This is a genomic window from Micromonospora jinlongensis (assembly GCF_013410645.1).
GTDB lineage: Bacteria > Actinomycetota > Actinomycetes > Mycobacteriales > Micromonosporaceae > Micromonospora > Micromonospora zamorensis.
This window is the reverse complement of sequence record NZ_JACCHK010000001.1, coordinates 5,641,414-5,659,719: the sequence shown is the minus strand read 5'-3', so window position 1 is coordinate 5,659,719 and position 18,306 is coordinate 5,641,414. Positions and strand designations below refer to the sequence as shown.

General features: G+C 72.7%; 11 protein-coding genes. 7 read left to right on the top strand and 4 right to left on the bottom strand.

Going from position 1 to position 18,306, the window contains the following annotated elements; genetic code table 11:
* Positions 1-127 precede the first annotated feature (127 nt).
* Together ilvD and HNR22_RS25510 are read left to right on the top strand one after the other, a co-directional pair.
* Entirely contained in the window at positions 128-1,975 is a 1,848-nt protein-coding gene (gene ilvD / locus HNR22_RS25515) for a dihydroxy-acid dehydratase (RefSeq protein ID WP_179782481.1), read from the top strand.
* A gap of 140 nt (positions 1,976-2,115) precedes the next feature.
* Positions 2,116-2,967, top strand: a complete 852-nt coding sequence (locus tag HNR22_RS25510) for an SCO4651 family lipoprotein (RefSeq protein WP_246381004.1) — start codon at positions 2,116-2,118, stop codon at positions 2,965-2,967.
* 511 nt (positions 2,968-3,478) lie between these two features.
* On the opposite strand, the gene HNR22_RS25505 is transcribed toward HNR22_RS25510, so the two are convergent.
* A complete protein-coding gene (locus HNR22_RS25505) occupies positions 3,479-5,932 on the bottom strand; it encodes a glycoside hydrolase family 2 protein (RefSeq protein WP_179782480.1) in 2,454 nt (817 codons plus the stop codon).
* A 120-nt stretch (positions 5,933-6,052) separates the two neighbouring features.
* Between HNR22_RS25505 and HNR22_RS25500 the strand changes: the two genes are divergently transcribed.
* Positions 6,053-7,072: a substrate-binding domain-containing protein gene (locus HNR22_RS25500; protein ID WP_179782479.1), complete on the top strand. Its 1,020-nt coding sequence runs from the start codon at positions 6,053-6,055 to the stop codon at positions 7,070-7,072.
* A gap of 20 nt (positions 7,073-7,092) precedes the next feature.
* Here HNR22_RS25500 and HNR22_RS25495 read toward each other — a convergent pair whose 3' ends face one another.
* On the bottom strand, positions 7,093-9,486 hold the full coding sequence (locus tag HNR22_RS25495; RefSeq protein WP_343059959.1) for an EAL domain-containing protein: 2,394 nt from the start codon (positions 9,484-9,486) through the stop codon (positions 7,093-7,095).
* Between the two features lie 218 nt (positions 9,487-9,704).
* On the opposite strand from HNR22_RS25495, the gene HNR22_RS25490 reads away from it, so the two are divergent.
* Entirely contained in the window at positions 9,705-10,097 is a 393-nt protein-coding gene (locus tag HNR22_RS25490) for a PH domain-containing protein (RefSeq protein ID WP_179782477.1), read from the top strand.
* Here HNR22_RS25490 and HNR22_RS25485 read toward each other — a convergent pair.
* Positions 10,091-11,017 (bottom strand): NAD(P)-dependent oxidoreductase, encoded by a 927-nt coding sequence (locus HNR22_RS25485; RefSeq protein ID WP_179782476.1) that lies wholly within the window; start codon positions 11,015-11,017, stop codon positions 10,091-10,093. The two genes, HNR22_RS25490 and HNR22_RS25485, sit on opposite strands and share 7 nt — an antisense overlap.
* A gap of 187 nt (positions 11,018-11,204) precedes the next feature.
* Here HNR22_RS25485 and HNR22_RS25480 point away from each other — a divergent pair, with 187 nt between their 5' ends.
* The 3 genes from HNR22_RS25480 to HNR22_RS25470 all read left to right on the top strand — a co-directional run bounded on the left by HNR22_RS25480 (position 11,205) and on the right by HNR22_RS25470 (position 15,923).
* Positions 11,205-13,022, top strand: a complete 1,818-nt coding sequence (locus HNR22_RS25480; RefSeq protein ID WP_179782475.1) for a SpoIIE family protein phosphatase — start codon at positions 11,205-11,207, stop codon at positions 13,020-13,022.
* Between the two features lie 92 nt (positions 13,023-13,114).
* Entirely contained in the window at positions 13,115-14,287 is a 1,173-nt protein-coding gene (locus HNR22_RS25475; protein WP_141908146.1) for a PQQ-dependent sugar dehydrogenase, read from the top strand.
* 61 nt (positions 14,288-14,348) lie between these two features.
* Positions 14,349-15,923 (top strand): metallophosphoesterase, encoded by a 1,575-nt coding sequence (locus HNR22_RS25470; RefSeq protein ID WP_179782474.1) that lies wholly within the window; start codon positions 14,349-14,351, stop codon positions 15,921-15,923.
* Positions 15,924-15,934: 11 nt separating this feature from the next.
* On the opposite strand, the gene HNR22_RS25465 is transcribed toward HNR22_RS25470, so the two are convergent.
* Positions 15,935-18,292, bottom strand: coding sequence for a transketolase-like TK C-terminal-containing protein (locus tag HNR22_RS25465; protein ID WP_179782473.1), 2,358 nt, complete (start codon positions 18,290-18,292; stop codon positions 15,935-15,937).
* Between the last annotated feature and the right edge of the window lie 14 nt (positions 18,293-18,306).

Here is an 18,306-nt window from a genome sequence, read left to right as displayed (position 1 = left end):
CCGGGGGGAGATGCACGCTCCCAAGAGTGCCGGATGCGCGCGAGTCGTGGGGGGCTGGGTGTGCATCTGTTGGGACACGGCGCCCACCGGGGCCGGCCCCCGTGGCGGCGGTGTCATGCTGGTATGCATGCCTGAGCTGCGGTCGAGGACTTCCACACACGGTCGGACGATGGCCGGCGCCCGGGCCCTCTGGCGGGCCACCGGGATGACCGACGACGATTTCGGTAAGCCGATCGTCGCCATCGCCAACAGTTTCACCCAGTTCGTGCCTGGTCACGTCCACCTCAAGGACATGGGTGGCCTGGTCGCCGACGCGATCGCCGAGGCCGGTGGGGTGGGCCGGGAGTTCAACACCATCGCGGTCGATGACGGCATCGCGATGGGCCACGGCGGCATGCTCTACTCGCTGCCCAGCCGGGAGCTGATCGCCGACGCGGTGGAGTACATGGTCAACGCGCACTGCGCGGACGCCCTGGTCTGCATTTCCAACTGCGACAAGATCACCCCAGGGATGCTGCTGGCCGCGCTGCGGCTCAACATCCCGACCGTCTTCGTCTCCGGCGGCCCGATGGAGGCCGGCAAGACGATGGCGATCGAGGGCGTCGTGCACAGCAAGATCGACCTGATCGACGCGATGATCGCCTCCTCGAACGAGGCGGTCACCGATGAGCAGCTCGGCGAGATCGAGCGCTCCGCCTGCCCGACCTGCGGCTCGTGCTCCGGCATGTTCACCGCCAACTCGATGAACTGCCTCACCGAGGCGATCGGGCTGGCTCTGCCGGGCAACGGCTCCACGCTGGCCACCCACGCCGCGCGCCGGTCACTCTTCGTCGAGGCTGGCCGCACCGTCGTGGAGATCTCCAAGCGGTGGTACGACGGCGACGACGACTCGGTGCTGCCCCGCACTGTCGCCTCCAAGGCCGCCTTCGAGAACGCGGTCGCCCTGGACGTGGCGATGGGCGGCTCCACCAACACGGTGCTCCACCTGCTCGCCGCCGCCCGGGAGGCGGAGATGGACTTCGGCGTCGCCGACATCGACGCGATCTCCCGGCGGGTGCCGTGCCTGGCCAAGGTCGCGCCCAACTCTCCGCAGTACCACATGGAGGACGTGCACCGCGCCGGCGGCATCCCCGCGATCCTCGGTGAACTGGACCGGGCCGGGCAGCTCAACCGGGACGTGCACGCCGTGCACTCCCCCTCGCTGGCGCAGTGGCTGACCGACTGGGACGTGCGCGGCGGCTCGCCGACACCGACGGCCGTCGAGCTGTTCCACGCGGCCCCCGGCGGCGTGCGTACCGTCGAGCCGTTCTCCACCACCAACCGGTGGTCGTCGCTGGACACCGACGCGGCCGGTGGCTGCATCCGGGACCTTGAGCACGCCTACTCCGCCGACGGTGGGCTGGCCATCCTGCACGGCAACCTGGCACCGGAGGGCAGCGTGGTGAAGACCGCCGGCGTGCCGGACGACTGCCTGACCTTCCGCGGCCCGGCGAAGGTCTACGAGTCGCAGGACGACGCGGTGACCGCGATCCTCGCCAAGCAGGTGGTCGCGGGGGACGTCGTGGTGATCCGGTACGAGGGGCCCAAGGGCGGCCCCGGCATGCAGGAGATGCTCTACCCCACCTCGTTCCTCAAGGGACGTGGGCTGGGCCGGTCCTGCGCGCTGCTCACCGACGGCCGCTTCTCCGGCGGCACCTCCGGGCTCTCCATCGGGCACGTCTCCCCCGAGGCGGCCTCCGGTGGGCTGATCGCCCTGGTCCGCGACGGCGACGAGGTCGTCATCGACATCCCGAGCCGGTCGATCGAGCTGAACGTGCCGGCCGACGAGCTGGAGGCGCGACGGGTGGCCGAGGAGAAGCGCGACAAGCCGTACACCCCGACCGACCGGCAGCGCCCGGTGTCGGCGGCGCTGCGCGCGTACGCCTCGATGGCCACCTCGGCCAGCGACGGCGCCTACCGCCGCGTCCCGGAGTAGCAGCCGCCCGCTGATATCGGGGTGTCCCACTGGCTCGGACACCCCGATATCGACGAAACGCGGTCCCCGGATGTCGGTCGTGTGGGCTAGCGTGTCGTCGATCAATTCGGGGAGAGCCCGGATTCCTGCGGGGAAGAGGCGTGTACGTGGCATTTGGCAAGAAGTCCGTGGCGGTGACGGTCTCGGCGCTCACCGCGCTCGCTGTCTCCGCGTGCGGCACGACGTCCGGCGGGTCCGGCGGGTCCGACGCGCCCAAGCAGCCCAGCGTTCTGGAGCTGCTGGCCAGTGACCTGAAGGGGTCGCTGCAGAAGACCGCCGAGGCCACCAACAAGAGTGACTCGGTGACCGTGAGCATGACGGGCACGGCCGGCGGCGAGAAGGTCGAGATGCACGGCGTCATCGACCTCGGCGACCCGGCCAAGGCCGAGATGACGGTGAAGGACCCGAAGGGCGAGCCGACCGTCGTCCGGATGGTCGGTGCGGTCGTCTACGTCGAGATCCCCGCGGCGGACCGCGCGGAGATGAACGGCAAGCGCTGGATGAAGATGGACCTGAGCGCCGCCGGTGAACAGGCTGGGATGAACTTCGGCAAGCAGTTCGAGGACATCGACCCGACCAAGCAGGTCAAGACGCTGCTCGCCACCGAGGGCACCAAGGTGGTCGGTCAGGAGACGGTGAACGGGGCGGCCACCGTCCACTACACCGTCACCGTCCCGATGGCGACCTACCTTCAGCAGATGGACGCGAAGCTGCGGGCGGGCGTCGAGCAGCAGATGACCAAGATGGGCGTCAAGGAGATCACCACCGACCTGTGGGTCGACGAGCAGTACCGGCCCCGCCGGGCGGCCCTGAAGATGGGCCCGCTGGGCGATCTGCTGATGGACTACACCGACTACGGCAAGGCGGTGACCATCGAGACGCCGCCGACGGCGGAGACCCTCGACTTCGCCGAGATGCTCAAGGGTCTGCAGGGTCTGACCGCCAGCAACTGATCAGGACCGGAAGGCTGCCCGGCCGGCGCGGAGACGCGCCCGCCGGGCAGTGCCTTGTCCGCCCGCTCGTCGCGCCCGGCTGACAGCCGACTCCGGGTCAGCCGAGGTCCGTAGGTCGAGGGCAGGCGAGGTCAGTTGGCCGCCACGACGTGGTCGATCACCAGGTGGGCGGCGCCGGTGATGCCGACGTCCTGACCGGTGGCGACCCGCTCGATGAGCAGGGTCTGGGTGGCCAACGGCAGGCACCGCTCGTAGAAGTGCACCGCAACCCGGCGCCGCTGATGGGCGGCAGCCTGAGCCGGCCCGAGTACGAGCGGTCGGGCACCTCCGGGGCTCTGGTCGGTCAGGTGCTGGCGGCCGCCCGCGCCTGACCCGCGCTTCGGGCACCTCGAACGTGCTCAACCCGCCTTGATCGTGCTCGAACATGGAAGTAGTGGCCTCCCGCGGCAGGGAGGCCACTACATCATGGATCGAGCGCGATCATGCAACGTCAGCCCGCCGTCTCGGTGGCCTAGCTTTGCTGAATGTCGTTGACGCAGCGCAGCACCGGTCGAGCGGTCAGCGCAGCACTGTCCAGCGGCTCGCAAGCCCGCACCGTGAAGGTCGTCGACTCGCCCGGCAGCAGGGTGACCAGGGCCTCGTCGACGGAAGCCGCCGGGTCGAGCCGGTCGGCGAACAGCGTCAGGTCGCGCAGCACCGTGCGAGCCGTGATCCGGACCCGCTGCCCTCCGTCGAACGGCTCAACCGTCGCCTCCCAGGCCGCCACAGGCCACTCCACCTCGCGGTCCTCGGCAAAGAACCAAAGCGCCCGCCGCGTGCTCTCCCCCGCCTCGGCGACGAGCAGCTCGCGCCTGGCCTCCTCCGGCCGGCCCAGCTCCGCAGGCAATGCCAGCGTCACCGCGGAGTACGCGGGAACGGCCAGCTCCATCGTCGTCTTCGCCCGGGGCTCGCCGGCGAGGGTCACCCGGGTCACCGAGGCCGACGCCCGCCAGGGCATGCCGCCGTCGTTGACCGCGACCAGGGCCAGACCGCCGGCGCGGGGTTGCACGGTGAGGAGCCGGTCGGCGTACGCGTGGCGCAGCGAATACCACAGGGGTTTGCGTCGGCCGTCGCCGTCGACGGCGGACCAGGAGGTCACCGGCCAGCAGTCGTTGAGCTGCCAGACGATGGTGCCGGCGCAGACGTCCCCGTGTGAGCGGAAGTGCTCCACCCCGAGCTGGATGGCGCGGGCCTGGTTGAGCTGCGTCAGGTAGTGCCAGTCGTCGAAGTCCGCCGGGGCGGGCAGGTGCGCATCCAGACCCCGCTGGAGCTTGGCGTCCCCGTTTGCCGCCTTCTGGTGGTGCGCCATGCCCGGCGAGTCGTGCGCCAGGGGCTCGTCGCTCAGCGCCCGGCGGACTGTGGCGTACGCGGGTGGTGCCTGGTAGCCGAACTCGGCGACGAAGCGCGGGACGTACTCCCGGTATCTGGTGTAGTCGTCGGTGTTCCACACGTCCCAGATGTGCGTGGTGCCGTGCGCCGGGTCGTTGGGGTGGATCGCCTCGGTGCCCGACCAGGGGCTGCCCGGCCAGTACGGGCGGGTCGGGTCCAGCTCGCCGACGATCCGGGGCAGCACGTCGAGGTAGTAGCCGCGCCCCCAGGTGCGCCCGGCCAGCGGCTCCTGCCAGTCCCAGTCGTGCCAGCCCCAGATGTTCTCGTTGTTGCCGGTCCAGAGCACCAGCGACGGGTACGGCGCCAGCCGGGTCACCTGCTCGGCCGCCTCGGCGGCTACCTCGGTGGCGAAGGGCTCCTCCTCCGGGTAGGCCGCGCAGGCAAAGAGGAAGTCCTGCTGGACGAGCAGCCCCCGCTCGTCGGCGAGGTCGTAGAAGTCCGCCGACTCGTAGCGGCCACCGCCCCAGACGCGCAGCAGGTTAATGTTGGCTTCGACGGCCTGGTCGAACCGCTCGGCCAGTTGGTCGCGGGTGATCCGGGTGGGGAACACGTCGTCCGGGATCCAGTTGACGCCGCGGACGAAGACGGGGACGTTGTTGATCGACAGCGCGAACGGGGTGCCGTGCTCGTCGGGCGTGGTGTCCAGTCGCACCGAGCGGAAGCCGACCCGGTGCGACCAGACGTCGAGGGTGTCGCCGTCCGGCCCGTGCACTGTCACCTCGATCGGGTGGCGCGCCTGTTCGCCGTACCCCCGGGGCCACCAGAGCGCGGGCTCGCGGACGGTGAGGGTGAGCACGGCCGTGCGCTGGCCGGCCGGGACGATCGCCTCGGTGTGGGCGCCGGCGACGGCGGCGCGGACGGTCAGCGGGACGTCCGAGGCCCGCTCGATCTCGACGTGCAGCTCGACCCGGCCGTCGCGGCCGTCCATGGTGACCAGTGGGCGGACGGTGGCCAGCCGGGCGGTGGACCAGGCGTGCAGGCCGATCTCCTGCCAGATGCCGGCGGTGACCAGGGTCGGCCCCCAGTCCCAGCCGAAGTTGCAGGCCATCTTGCGGATGAAGTGGAACGGCTCCGGGTAGGCGTTGGGCCGGTCGCCGAGCCGCTCCTGCTGCGCCTCGGCGTAGCGGTACGCGGAGTCGAACGCCACGACCAGGTCGTTGTCGCCGTCGCGCAGCAGCGACCGGACGTCGAACCGGTAACCGCGGTGCATGTTCTGGGTGCGGCCGACCTCGACACCGTTGAGGGTGAGCGTGGCGACGGTGTCCAGGCCGGCACAGACCAGGTCGACGCGCTCGTCGTCGCCCGGCCGGTGCACGAAGGTGGTCTGGTAGCTCCAGTCGGTGCGCCCGATCCAGGCCAGCGCCAGCTCGTTGTCGTCGAGGTACGGGTCGTCGATCAGCCCGGCGTCGAGCAGGTCGGTGTGCACGCAACCGGGCACTGTCGCCGGCACAGCCCGCCCGGCGATCTCGACCGGCACCTGCGCTCCGGGTGCCGCCCGCAGGGTCCAGCCGTCGTAGAGTGCCTGTCGGCTCACCATTGCACCACACCTTCCGCATCGAAAGACGTTTACTGAACCGGATAAGCTAGCAACCGTACGGTCCACCCTGGTGACTGTCAACGGCCGGTTGACGCCCCCGCAGCGAAGAGGAGCACGCCGGTGAAGCGGCCGACCATCGCCGACGTCGCCCGACGCGCCGGCGTGTCCAAGGGCGCCGTGTCGTACGCGCTCAACGGGCAGCCCGGCGTGTCCGAGACCACCCGGCAGCGCATCCTGGCCATCGCCACGGAGATCGGGTTCAGCCCGAGCAGCGCCGCCCGCGCCCTCTCCGCCGCCACCGCCGGAGCGGTCGGCCTGGCCCTGTGCCGACCGGCCCGGACACTCGGCATCGAGCCGTTCTTCATGGCGTTGATCAGCGGTGTCGAGGCCGAGCTCTCCGCCCGCTCGTACGCGCTGACCCTCCAGGTGGTGGCCGACCACGACGCTGAGATCGCGGTCTACCGACGGTGGTGGGCCGAACGTCGGGTGGACGGGGTGCTCGTCTGCGACCTGCGCACCGACGACCGCCGCATTTCCGCGCTGGAGCAGCTCCAACTGCCGGCGGTGGTGATCGGCGGACCCGGTGGCACCGGTGAGCTGGCCAGTCTCTGGTCCGACGACGCCGCAGCGCTGACCGAGACGGTGGAATACCTGGTCGCGCTCGGGCACCGACGCATCGCCCGGGTGGGCGGCCTGCCCGACCTGCGGCACACCGAGATCCGCACCGAGGCCTTCGCGGAGGTCTGCCAGCGGCTCGACCTGGTCGACGCGACCACCGTCTGGTCCGACTACACGGGCGAGGAGGGAGGTCGGGCGACCCGCCGGCTGCTCAGCTCCGCCCAACGACCCACCGCGGTCATCTACGACAACGACGTGATGGCCATCGCCGGGCTCTCCGTCGCCCAGGAGATGGGGCTCACCGTGCCCGGCGATTTGTCCATCGTGGCCTGGGACGACTCGCCGCTGTGCCGCCTGGTGCACCCGCCGTTGACCGCGCTGGGCAGGGACATCCCGGCGTACGGCGCGCACGCCGCCCGCCAACTGCTCGCGGTCATCGCCGGACAGCCCGCCAGCCGGGTGCAGGACGAGACGCCGCACCTCACCCCGCGGAGCAGCACCGCACCACCCCGCGCCAGATGAACCGGTTCAGTGCCGAGGGCTCAGCGGGACGCTGACGGGAACTCCTCGAAGTACGCCTCGACCCGCTCGGCCGTCGCCGGGCGGGCCAGCGCGAACCCCTGCCCGTACCGGCAGCCGCCCCGGCGCGCCCCCTCCACCTGGGCCGAGGACTCCAGCTCCTCCGCGACGATCTCCACACCAAGCCGCTCGCCGACGTTGACCACCACGTCGATCAGCGGCGACTGCCCGTCCGGCCGTGCGCCCACCAACTCCGGGCCCACCTTGAGCAGGTCGATCGGCAGCCGGCGGAGCTGCGCCAACGAGGCGTGCTCGGCCCGGAAGTCGTCCAACGCGGTGCGCACACCCAGCGACCGCAGCCCGGCCAGCCGGGCCACCACCGTCGACAGGTCACCGGCGACCCTCGGCTCACTCACCTCCACCACCAGCCGCTCCGGCGGCACCCCGTACGCGGCCAGCACGGCCGCTGCCCGCTGCACGAAGTCGGGGGTGGTCAGCTCCCGGGTGGTGATGTTGACCGCCATCCACAGCTCCCGTACGCCCACCGACCAGTCGGACAACTGCCGGCAGGCCCGGTCCAGAACCCACCACTCCAACTCGCCGATCAGGTCCAGGTCCTCGGCCACCGGCAGCAGCTCGGCCGGGAGCACCGTGCCGAGCACCGGGCTCCGCCAGCGCAGCAGAGCCTCCGCGCCCACCGGCTGCCCGTCGGCCAGGTCGACCACCGGCTGGTAGACCAGATCCAACTCACCGCGGGCCACCGCACCGGGCAGCTCGCGCTCCAGGTCGAGCCGGCGAACCAGCTGCTCCTCCAGGAACGCGTCATACCACTCGACCCGGTCCCGACCCAGCTGCACGGCCCGCCGTCGGGCCAGCTCGGCCTGACGGAGCACGTCCGCCGGCCCGGCCCCGCTGACCTCGGCCAACCCGATGCTCGTCTGCACCCGCAGCACCGCACCGCCCAGCCGATAGGGCGGGCTGAGCGCGGTCAACAACCGGGTGCCCAGCGCGTACGCCAGCATCGGACCGGCGGCGGTGACCACGGCGAAGCCCGCACCCGTGCACCCGGTGACCAGGTCGTCGGGGGCGATGACCGCGCGCGCCCGGTGCACCGCCTCGGCCAGGATGTCCTCCCGGGCCGTCGGGCCGACGCCTTCGGTGCCGTGCAGGTCCACCAGCAGCAGCGCACCGGCCGGCGCCGGCACGTCGCCGATCGCGGCGAGGGCGTCCAGCAGGGCCGCCCGGTCGCCCGGGCCACCGCCGCCCGCCGGGACGGGCCGCCGGTTGAGCGCCGACCAGGCGGCACCGTCGTCCCGTGACCAGGCTGGGCCGACACCGCTCGGGGTGGCCGGACCCTCGACGGCGCGGCCGGCGTGGTGCTGGGCCGGTGCGGCTGACGGTTCCGACCTGCCCGGCCAGCGTGCCGGCGCCGCACGGCGGTGCCGGACCGCGCCGTCCGCGCGTCGGCGGTGCGCGGCCCGCCGTTCGGTGGTGGAGGTGCCGCCCGCGCGCATCAAATCACGCAGCACCAGGGACGGCACCGCCGCCAGGGCCAACACCACGCTCGTCCGGTCGGGAGCGCGGCCGGCACCGAGGTGCACACCCGCCGCCAGCAGCAGCATCGCCGCCGGGAGCACCGCTCGGGGCCAGGCCGCGCCGACCGGCTCCGCCGGCTCGGCGTCACCCTCGTCCGCCGCGTCTGCCGCACCGACCGCGACGAGCAGCATCCCGAACACCAGAGGGGGTACGGCCAGCAGGGCCGCCGGCCCGACCGGCGCGGTCGGCAGCGTGGCGAGCAGCACCAACCCGCCCAGGGTGAGCAGGACGCCGCCCCGGCAGACCTCCGCACCCGAGCGTCGCCTCGGGCCCGCGAACGCGTCGAGCGCGGCCATGCCCAGCCCGCCGAGCGCCAGCGTGCCGACCAGCCGGGTCGAACCCGGCAGGTCGGCACGGGGCAGCAGCAGCCAGCCGGCGAGGGCCAGGCCGACGGCCGGGCCGCTCGACTCGACCGACCGGCGCAGCCGGACCCCGGCCGATGTCCGCGTCCGGCCGGGAAGACGATGGAGACCGAGCCCGGAGAGAGCAGCCACGACCAGCGAACCGATCAGCACGGCGACGGTCGACCCGACGTCGGCCAGGGGCAGCACGACCGCGGTGAGGCCAGCGGTCACCACCGCCGCGTCGAGGAGCACACCCGCCGTACGCGGTGACGGATCGGCACGGCGTCGTCCGGCCAGCCGGGAGAGCCGCACCCCGGCGAGCGTGGCGCCGGCACCAGCTGCCAGCGCGATCACCACCGAGGCCGGGACCAGGTCGACGGCACCGGCGAGAAGGAGCAGCGCCACCGCGGTGGAGGTGGCGGCCTCCGGTGCCGCCCGGCGAGGGACGAGAACACGGAACGGGTACGCGAGGAGCACGGCGGTCGCCTTCGTGAGGGGGCACGGGGGCGGTACGACGGTGCGGGGCATCGGACATTGCGGGTCCGCTGCTCAACAAACGAAAACGATCGACGGCCGGATTGGTTACGTGTCGGTCACCTGGAGGAGACAATGACCTGTGTCACTGTACGGCGTACCCCACCCCGCCGGCACCGCCCGCCGCGAGCCGGACCGGCGGGGGGTGGGATCATCGGAGGGTGAGTAAGCCCGACACGGTCCGCTTCCGGTACAACCAAGCCATCCTGGTCGCCGCGGTCATCGCCTTCGTCGGTGCACTGCCGCTGGCGAGCGCCCGGACCTACCTGCTGCCGGTGCTGCTCCTGCCGCTCGCCGTCGCGCTCTGGGCCTGGCGGGCCGGCACCGACGCCGACGCCCGGGAGCTGCGCGTACGGGCGTTGGCCGGGCAGCGCCGCATCGACTGGGACCAGGTCCTCGAACTGGTCACCGACCAGCGCGGACGGGCGGTCGCGCGGCTCGACGACGGCCAGCAGGTCACCCTGCCGGCGGTACGCGGCGTGGACCTGCCCCGGCTGGTGTCGGCCACCGGCCAGACGCTGCCCGACAACCCGGCCGGGGCGCCCGGTCAGTAGCCGTCGACCACCGTGTTGATCAGCGGCTGCCCGGCGGCGAACCGCCGCACCTGATCACCGACCAGTCGGTAGGCGCGCGGCAGCAGACCTCGCACCGACCCGGCCACATGCGGGGTGAGCAGCACGTTCGGCATCGTCCAGAGCGGCGAGTCGGCGGGCAGCGGCTCCGGATCGGTGACGTCCAGGGCGGCCGAGATCCGACCGGTGGCCAGCTCGGCGACCAGCGCCTCGGTGTGGGCCACCGGCCCCCGGGCGGCGTTGACCAGCAACGCACCGTCCGGCATCGCGGCCAGGAAATCCTTGTCGATCAGGCCACGGGTCTGGTCGGTGAGCGGCACGATCACGACCACCACGTCGGCCTCGGGCAGCAGCCGGGGCAGTTCCTCGACGCCGTGCACGCCCTGTTCCGGGCGGGCGGTCCTCGCCACCAGCGTGAAGCTCACCTCGAAGGGGGCGAGCCGGTCCCGCACGGCGGTGCCGATCGCGCCGGCCCCGACGATCAGCACCCGCTTGCCGGTCAGCTCGTCGGTCGGGAGGTTTCCCTCGTTTGCCCAACGCCGCTCGGCCTGCGCCCGGATGAACGTCGGGAACGCGCGCAGCTGGGCAAGGACCGCCGTGACGACCCACTCGGCGGTGGACGGGTCGTGCACGCCCCGCGCGTCGCAGAGCGTGACCCCCGGCGGTGTCCGACCGGCCCAGGCGTCCGCCCCGGCGGAGAGCAACTGCACCACGGTCAGGTCGGGCAGCTCACGCAGCAACGCCGTCGCGTCCGAGCCGCCCAGGAACGGTGGCACCCAGACGCGGACGTCGGTGGCCTCCGAGGGCAGCCGGTCGGCGTGCTCGAACACCTCCACCGTCACGTCCGGGGGCAGCTCGCCCATGAGGTCCAGACCGGCCTGGTGTGGGATCCATACCTTCACGTCCGCCGACGATAGTCCCCCTGACCCACGGCCGGCGCGGGCACGGCGGCGAACAGACGTCCCGGGGGATGGCGCGTGGGGTCGGGGCGGGCGAGACTCAGCACACCGATGTTGGACTCCGCCCTGAACGAGGTATAACGAAGGGTCGGAGGGCCGGTCGGCCTCCGCCCCGGCAGACAGGTGCTCGATGACCGACGGCTCCCCCGCCACCGCCCGGCCTCCGATCGTCCCGCCCGCGGCGCTCGGTGACCCGGCGCGGCTGCGCGCGCTCGCTGACACCGGGCTCGACGCCGTCCCGGACGAGGCCTTCGACCGGTTCGCCCGGCTGGTCAGCGACCTGCTGGACGTGCCGGTGGCGCTGGTCTCCCTGGTCTCCGCCGACCGGCAGTTCTTCCCCGGCGCGGTCGGGTTGCCGGAACCGTGGTCGGAGCGTCGGCAGACCCCGCTGAGCCACTCGTTCTGTCAGCACGTCGTGGACATCCAGGTGCCGATGGTGCTGCCGGATGCCCGGCTCTACCCCCGCGTCCGGGACAATCTGGCGATCGACGACCTCGGCGTGGTCGCGTACGCCGGGATGCCTCTGACCGATCTCTCCGGTCGGGTGCTCGGCTCGCTGTGTGCCATCGACAACAAGCCCCGAGCATGGACGGCCGCGCAGCTGCGGACACTGGCCGATCTGGCCGCCGCCTGCTCGTCGGAGCTGCGACTGCGGATCGCGCTCGACAGCGCGCAGGAGGCAGGGCGGCGGATCGTGCAGGCGCATGAGCGACTGGAGCTGCTGGCCGGGGTGAGCGAGACGCTGGCCGGCACCCTGGATGTGAACATCGCGCTGCGCCGGCTCGCCGCCACCATGGTGCCGCTGCTCGCCGACTGGTGCCTGCTCACCCTGATCGGGCCGACCGGCCTGCCCCGCGAGGTGGTCTCGGTGCACCGCGACCCGGCCCGGGCGGCGGACGTCGACCGCTTCGGTGAGCTGCTGCGCACCGGGCTGAGCCCGGAGTCGATGGTCCGGGCGGTCCTGCGGACCGGCCAGCCCCGGCTCGGCAGCGTGGCGTCCCTGGCCGACGTCACGAGGGGCACCACGCACCCGGAGATGGCGACGATCGCCGACCGTCTCGGCATCGCCTCCTACCTGAGCGTGCCGGTGCAGGGCGCCGGCGGCACCGTGCTGGGCGCGATCACCCTCGTCAACGGCGCGCAACGGCAGCAGTTCGACGACCGCGACCTGCTCACCGCAGTCGACATCGGCCGCCGGGCCGGCCAGGCCGTGGGCAACAGCTCGATGTACGGCGAGCAGCGGCACGTCGCCGAGGTGCTGCAACACAGCATGCTGCCCCAGCTGCCGATCGTGACGGAGCTGGAGCTCGCCGCCCGCTACCAGCCGGCGGCCGACCGGGTGGAGGTCGGCGGCGACTGGTACGACGCCTTCGCCCAGCCCGACGGTGACGTGATCGTGGCGATCGGCGACGTGGCCGGGCACGACATCGAGGCGGCGGCGACCATGGGTCAGCTCCGCAACCTGGTGCGGGGCAACGCCTTCGGCCGGCCGGACACGGTCGGGTCGCTGATGAGCAACCTGGACGGCGCGATCCGCGGCCTGCGGCTGCCGATCGCCGCCACCGCGACACTGGTCCGGATCGGCCCGCAGCGCGGCGGTGTCCACGAGGTGACCTGGTCCAACGCCGGGCACCCACCGGCCCTCGTGGTTCGCGCCGGTGGAGCGGTCGAGTCCCTGGAGGCGACCCCGGAGCCGCTGCTCGGGCTGGCCCGGCCGTCGTCGCGGACCAGCCAGTCGACCAATCTGGCCACCGGCGACACCCTGCTGCTCTACACCGACGGGCTGATCGAGCGGCGGGACCGCTCCATCGACGAGGGCCTGGCCGAGCTGGCAGGCCGACTGGCCGACACCGACACCCTTCCCCTCGACGAGCTGTGTGACCTGCTGCTCGCCTCGATCCGCCACCGTGAGGACGACACCGCGCTGCTGGCCGTACGGGCACGGTGAGCGGTCCACCGGGGACCGCCGGCCGGGCTCATCGGCACCCGTCCGATCGCCACGGGCCCGGCCCGGCCGTCCAGCGGGCTACCCTGGGCCGGGTGAGAGCCCGTCCCCCGTACCCTCGCGTCCGTCGCCTCCGGGCGGCCCTCGCGGCGTCCTGCGCGGCGCTGCTGTTCGCCTCCGGCTGCAGCTTCGGCGAACCGGAACCCGACCCGGCCGGCGAGCCACCCAACCTGCCGACGCCGTCCGCGCCGGCGAGCGCCGGCGGCGCCGGCCAGCAGGCGGTGGCGACAGTGCTCGCCAAGGGCCTGCGGGTGCCGTGGGGCATCGCCTTCCTGCCGGACGGCGGCGCGCTGGTCACCGAACGGGACAACGGCCGGATCCTTCAGGTCGGCCCCGAGTCCGGGCCGGACGGGCTGCGGGTCCGCCCGGTGCAGACCATCCCCGAGGTGGCTGCGGCCGGCGAGGGCGGTCTCCTCGGCATCGCCGTCTCCCCGGCCTACGCCCAGGACCGCACGGTCTTCGTCTACTACACGGCCGCGCAGGACAACCGGGTCGCCCGGCTGCAACTCGGCGGTCAGCCCACCCCGATCCTCACCGGCATCCCCAAGGCCAACGTGCACAACGGCGGCGGGTTGGGCTTCGGCCCGGACGGGCAGCTCTACGTCAGCACGGGCGACGCGGGCGAGCGCCCCTCCTCCCAGGACGTGAAGAGCCTCGGCGGCAAGATCCTCCGGATCACGCCGGACGGCAAGCCCTCCGCCGGCAACCCGTACCCCAACTCCCCCGTCTGGTCACTGGGCCACCGCAACGTCCAGGGGTTCACCTGGGACGGCGCCAAGCGGATGTACGCCGTCGAGTTCGGCCAGAACACGTGGGACGAGATCAACCAGATCACCAAGGGCGGCAACTACGGCTGGCCGGAGGTCGAGGGGCGCGCGGGCGACAAGCGGTTCACCGACCCGATCACGCAGTGGGCCACCTCGGACGCCTCCTGCTCCGGTCTGGCCGCCACGGACCGGCTGCTGGTCACCGGCTGCCTGCGCGGCAAGCGCCTCTGGGTGATGGAGCTGACCGACACCGGGACGCTGCTCGGCCAGCCCAGTGAGCTGCTCACCAACCGGTACGGTCGACTGCGCGCGGTGGCCGCGGCACCGGACGGGTCGCTCTGGGTGGGCACCTCCAACCACGACGGGCGCGGTGACCCGGCCGGCGACGACGACCGGCTCCTGCGGGTGGTCTTCGCGGGCGGCGACGGCGGCCGCAGCTGACGTTCGTCACCATCCGTTCAGGTTTGCCAAGATCTTTCGACGGGCAGGTCAGACTTTCAGCATGGACGGGCAACGCGACGAGCAGCACGACGACGCCGACGACCGGGACGACCCGGCGACCGGCGGCGGCCGGCCGCTCCCGAACGGTCGGCGGCTCGGGCCCGCCGGGCCGCTGCGCCGCATCGGGTTGGTCGTCGCCGTCCTCGCCGTGGCCCTGGCCGGGGCGGTGCTCGGCGTGCTGGCCGGCGGTCGGGTGGACACCGACATCGGCCCGTTCCGGGCCAACCTCAGCATCTCCCCCGCCCGCGACGGCGGCACCACCGTCGACATCCCACCGCTGGGCGCGCTGCTGCTCGACAGCCACGACGGGCCGACCCACCTCACCGTCCGGCTGGGCGCACTCGACCAGGGCCGCACCGAGGCGCTGATCGACGACCCGGCCAGCATCAGCCGGGCCAGCCAGAGCGCCGTCGAGGACGTCCGCTCCGGGGTGATGCGGCTCGGCCTGCGGACCCTCGGCACGTCGGTGCTGGTCACCCTGATCCTGGCCGGGCTGATCTTCCGCAACGTCCGGCGGACCGCCTGGGCGGGCGGGCTCGCACTGCTGATCACCGCCGGCAGTCTCGGCACGGCGGCGGCCACCCTGCGCCCGCAGGCGATCGAGGAACCACGCTACGAGGGGCTGCTGGTCAACGCACCGGCCATCGTCGGCGACGCCCGCCGGATCGCCAACGACTACACCAAGTACGCCGAGCAGCTGCAACGCCTGGTCGGCAATGTCAGCCAGCTCTACACCACCGTCTCGGCGCTTCCGCTGTTGGAGCCGACCCCGGGCACCACGCGGGTGCTGCACGTCTCCGACATGCACCTGAACCCGACCGGCTGGCAGTTGATCCGCACGGTGGTGGAGCAGTTCGGCATCGACGTGGTGATCGACACCGGCGACATCACCGACTGGGGCAGCGAGCCGGAGGCGTCCTTCGTCGGGTCGATCGGCCTGCTCAAGAAGCCGTACGTCTTCATCCGGGGCAACCACGACTCCGGCAAGACCGCCGCCGCGGTGGCCCGCCAGCCGAACGCGATCGTGTTGAACAACACGACGACGACAGTCGCCGGGCTGACCATCGCCGGCATCGGCGACCCACGTTTCACCCCGGACAAGAACACCTCACCCGCCGGCAGCGGCCTGACCCAGCAGGTCGCCGACCAGGTGACCGGGGCCGGCGAGCAGCTCGCGACCACGGTGCGCCGCTCACCCCAACCGGTGAACATCGCGCTGGTGCACGACCCGGCGTCGGCCGGGCCGCTCTCCGGCACCTGCCCGCTGGTGCTGGCCGGGCACACCCACGCGCGGCAGGTCTCCAAACTGCCGCAGGTGCCCGGGCAGCAGCCCACCACGCTGATGGTCGAGGGCTCGACCGGCGGGGCCGGGCTGCGCGGCCTGGAGGGCGAGAAGCCAACCCCGCTGTCGATGAGCGTGCTCTACTTCGACCAGCAGAAGATGCTCCAGGCGTACGACACCATCACCGTCGGCGGCACCGGGCAGGCCCAGGTCAACCTGGAACGACGCCTGGTGGAGAACCCGACCGCCGGAGCGCCCCCCTCGGGCACCCCGACACCGACACCGACGAGCTGAGGGCGGGGCGGTCAGCGCAGGGCGATGGCGGCCAGGGCGGCGTTGACGATGCTGCCGGGCAGCAGGTCGTGCAACTCGTACAGCTCGGCGACGCTGCCGGACTGGCCGAACTCGTCCACGCCGAGCGGCACCGCCGGGGCGCCGACCGCCGACCCCAGCCAGGCCATCGCGTGCGACGCGGCGTCGTGCACGGTCACCACCGGCACCCGATCGACGAACGCGGACCGCAGCGCCCCCGGCACGCTGGGCACGGTGGCCGTCCGCACGCCCTGGCGCAGGGTGCGCTGCCAGGCCCGGTAGAGCCGGTCGAGACTCGTCACGTCCACCACGTGCGCGGCGACGCCCTCGTCGGCCAGCTCCGCCGCTGCGGCCAGCACCTCGGGCAGCACCGCGCCGGAGGCGGCCAGTTGCACCACCGGGGCGTCGACCAGGTGCGGGTACGCCTGGTGCGCGTCGACCAGCCGGTACGCCCCGGCGACCACCTGCCGACGCAGGACCGCGTCGCCGAGCCGCGCCCGGGCCGCCTCGAACGGCGCCTGGTCCAGCGGACGGGTGCTCAACCGGAAGTAATACGCCCCGTCCTCGGTCGGCGCGGCGGTCGCGGCCGGGGTCGACCCGCCGGCGATCTGCCCCAGCGCGTCGCAGAGCAGCCAGTCGAGGCTGGCCGCGTACGCCGGTTCCAGGAAGGTCACCCCGGGCAGCTCCAGGCCGACCGACGCGGTGATGGTGGACTGGTGGGCGCCGCCCTCCGGGGCCAGGGTGATGCCCGACGGGGTGCCGGCCACCACGAACCGGGAGCCGGAGTACGTGCCGTACAGGAACGCGTCCAGGCCGCGCAGCACGAACGGGTCGTAGACCGTGCCGACCGGCAGCAGCGGCTGCCCGGACAGGTCCCAGGACAGGCCGAGCTGACCCAGCAGCAGGAACAGGTTCATCTCCGAGATGCCCAGCTCGATGTGCTGCCCGGCGGGGCTCTCCGTCCAGCGCAGCATCCGGTCCTCGGCCCAGGAGCGCTGCTCCGTGGGTGCGAACACCCCGGTCTTGTTGATGAACCCGGCCAGGTTGGTGGAGGTGGCCACGTCCGGGGCGGTGGTGACCAGGTAGCGGCCCACCTCCCGGTTCCGCGCCAGGTCCACCAACACCCGACCGAATACCTCCTGGGTGGAGATGGGCTTGGTTGCGCGTACTCCCGTGCTTTCCGGAACGGTGACCCCCAGCGCGCGCTCGCGGGGCGCGCGGGACAGCGCCTCCCGGCGGGCACCGGCCCGGATGCCGGCCGGTGACGCCGGGTCGAGGCGGTCCCACTCGGTCTCGGAGGTCAGCCCCTGCGCGGCCCGCAGCGTGTCGACCTGCTCCGAGCTGAGCAGCGCGGAATGGTTGCGCGGGTTGCCGGCGATGGGCAGACCCCAACCCTTCACCGTGTACGCGAAGACGACGCTGGGCCGGTCGGTGACCGCGTCGCACTGGGCGTACGCGTCGAGCATCGCGGACAGGTCGTGCCCGCCCAGGTCGGTGACGAGGGGACCGAGGTCCTCGTCGCTGACGTGGGCGATCAGCTCGTCGATGCCGGCCGGCGCGCCGTCCAGGAACTGCTTGCGCAGCGCCGGGCCGGTCAGCCCGAACAGCGACTGGTACTGCTCGTTGGGCATCGCGTCGATCCAGTCGCGCAGCGCCTCGCCGCCCGGCCGGGCGTACGCCTCGGCGAGCCGGCGACCGTACTTGACCTCCACGACGTGCCAGCCGGCCGCCTCGAACTGACCGCGCCACTGGTTGATCCGGATGCCGGGGACCACCCGGTCCAGCGACTGCCGGTTGAAGTCGACCAACCACATGACGTTGCCCAGGCCGGTGGTGGCCGGATCGGCGACCGCCTCCCAGATGTTGCCCTCGTCCAGCTCGGCGTCGCCGATCAGCGCCACGAAACGGGAGTGCGGTCGGGCCCCGAAGTGCGCGTCGACGTAGCGACGGGTGGCGGCGGCGAACAGCGGCGCGGCCGCGCCCAGACCCACCGAGCCGGTGGAGAAGTCCACCTCGTCGGGGTCCTTGGTCCGCGACGGGTACGACTGGAGGCCGCCCCGGGCCCGCAGCCGGGGCAGGTACGAGCGGTCCAGGTTGCCGAGCAGGTACTGGATGGCGTGGAACACCGGGGACGCGTGCGGCTTCACCGCGACCCGGTCCTCGGCGTCCAGGTGCGCGAACCACAGCGCGGTCATCGCCGTGACCAGGGAGGCGCTGGACGCCTGGTGGCCGCCGACCTTCACACCGTCGCCGGTGGCCCGGTCGTGGTTGGCGGCGTCCACGATCCGGGTGGCGAGCCACAGCACCCGCCGCTGGATCTCGTCAAGGACATCGAGGTCGTGCTGGGTCACGGTGGCTCCATCCA

Coding starts and splice junctions, on each gene's coding strand:
- ilvD (WP_179782481.1), top strand. CDS start 128: ATGCCTGAGCTGCGGTCGAGGACTTCCACACACGGTCGGACGATGGCC.
- HNR22_RS25505 (WP_179782480.1), bottom strand. CDS start 5,932: ATGGTGAGCCGACAGGCACTCTACGACGGCTGGACCCTGCGGGCGGCA.
- HNR22_RS25480 (WP_179782475.1), top strand. CDS start 11,205: ATGACCGACGGCTCCCCCGCCACCGCCCGGCCTCCGATCGTCCCGCCC.
- HNR22_RS25470 (WP_179782474.1), top strand. CDS start 14,349: ATGGACGGGCAACGCGACGAGCAGCACGACGACGCCGACGACCGGGAC.